The organism is Microcoleus sp. B7-D4, from assembly GCF_036705125.1.
Taxonomy (GTDB): Bacteria; Cyanobacteriota; Cyanobacteriia; order Cyanobacteriales; family Microcoleaceae; genus Microcoleus.
Genome location: NZ_JAUBTT010000255.1, coordinates 1 through 1,501, shown reverse-complemented (window position 1 = coordinate 1,501; position 1,501 = coordinate 1). Strand labels below are relative to the sequence as shown.

Annotated in this window: 3 protein-coding genes; 2 read left to right on the top strand and 1 reads right to left on the bottom strand. The window is 49.4% G+C overall.

Annotation, left to right across the window (positions count from 1 at the left end; all coding sequences use genetic code 11):
- Positions 1-139 precede the first annotated feature (139 nt).
- The gene (locus QUB12_RS37305; protein ID WP_333143668.1) at positions 140-472 is read right to left on the bottom strand and encodes a DUF565 domain-containing protein; all 333 of its coding nucleotides are present in this window, start codon (positions 470-472) and stop codon (positions 140-142) included.
- A gap of 110 nt (positions 473-582) precedes the next feature.
- Here QUB12_RS37305 and QUB12_RS37300 point away from each other — a divergent pair, with 110 nt between their 5' ends.
- Positions 583-792, top strand: coding sequence for a hypothetical protein (locus QUB12_RS37300; protein ID WP_333143669.1), 210 nt, complete (start codon positions 583-585; stop codon positions 790-792).
- Between the two features lie 41 nt (positions 793-833).
- Entirely contained in the window at positions 834-1,412 is a 579-nt protein-coding gene (locus QUB12_RS37295) for a hypothetical protein (protein WP_333143670.1), read from the top strand.
- Positions 1,413-1,501 lie beyond the last annotated feature (89 nt).

Here is a 1,501-nt window from a genome sequence, read left to right as displayed (position 1 = left end):
GAAAATTCAGCCAAACTCATAAGAAAAATTGGTCTGAGTTACAAAAGTGGCGGGGGAACTCCGTCACTCAAAAAAGCCTTTGAAAAAAAGGAAAAAGAAGCCTGCGGTCTAACTGTACTCAGTTGACCGTCAGGTTCGTTCACGAGCCTAGTTTGAAAGCCTCCACAAATAAATTGTAAGTCACGCCAATTTTCAGAGCATTGAGCATATCCACCCAAAAAGAACGGGCTACAGGCCGCGGGCTGCCGTAAACCAGCCAGCTCGCGAACTCCGTCAACAACACCAACAGCCCGGCCGCGATAATATCCCAATCCGCAGATTGTCCGGCGATCGTCGAAATAGCAGTTCCCAAAAAAGTGCCGAATAGCAGACTAATTAGCAGGAGCGAAATCCGCCGCCAAGGATTGCTCAGCCAGCCTCGGAAGCGATCGCCCAGAACATCAATTAATCTGTTAATTCGGGTATTCTGCATAAAAGTTATACAATTTGAGATTCGAGATTTGAGATTTGAGATGGGGAATTACTGATTACTATTGGGGTTTGGAGTACGCGCCTATAGTGGCACTCTTTTTTTCAACTGGTATGAAAAGCTATACCGATGAGTCAAAAAATGCCACTCCCGACCAACTCCAAATCCTTACCGGGGTCAGTATGTCGCCATCTAAAATCTCAAATTTAACATCTAAGATGGTATTGAGCGATCGGCGACTTATCGCCGAGAACGGTCAAGTAATTAAGTGTAACTGTATCTTGTGGCACAGCAACCCCTGGTTTTACATTAAAAATAGTTAAGACTCATTGCGGGTGCAGTCTATCCTTTAAGCCTAAAATTTATGAATCTTAAAATTTACCAGATCGTAATTGGAGTGTCGATCGTCCTAATTACAGGAATGTTTCTAGGACGTTTTGAAATCACTATCTCCAACGGTTCCAATCAGTCCAGCGATTGGCCCTCACAAGCCACCGCATATCCCCCCACACCCCCCGTTTCCCCAGTCGCGACAGCTTCTGCAGACACCGCCAGCGAGCCCAAACCCGACTCCACACCAACCCCCCCAGATCCAGAGGAGGAATTGCTTTCCTCAATCCCTGTAGATGCTAAAGCCGCCGGCAGTCTGCGCGTCAGCAACCGCAGCGAACACCCAGTGCGAGTGGCCCTGCTGTCGAAACGGCAAGCCGAGAAATCCTACGGCAAACCCGCGCACTGGGATTTTGCGCCGGGGGAAGGTGGCGACAAGGGACTGATGCTATCGCTGCCGGAGGGCAAGTTACAAGTCAAACGGGGAGACATTTTAGTGGTTTTTGCTCAGGATGGTTCTCGCCACTACTGGGGGCCTTACGTCGCCGGGGAGACACCCACGCCCGCTTGGAACAGCACAGCCGGAGAATGGCAATTAATTTTGCAGCCGTGAACCCTTAGCTGCAGGTGCCGAGATTTTGGTCGAGAAAGCCGGTTGATACGGTCTTGTTGAGAATGGTGCGGCTATGTGAGGTTAAACTC

Coding starts and splice junctions, on each gene's coding strand:
- QUB12_RS37305 (WP_333143668.1), bottom strand. CDS start 472: ATGCAGAATACCCGAATTAACAGATTAATTGATGTTCTGGGCGATCGC.
- QUB12_RS37300 (WP_333143669.1), top strand. CDS start 583: ATGAAAAGCTATACCGATGAGTCAAAAAATGCCACTCCCGACCAACTC.
- QUB12_RS37295 (WP_333143670.1), top strand. CDS start 834: ATGAATCTTAAAATTTACCAGATCGTAATTGGAGTGTCGATCGTCCTA.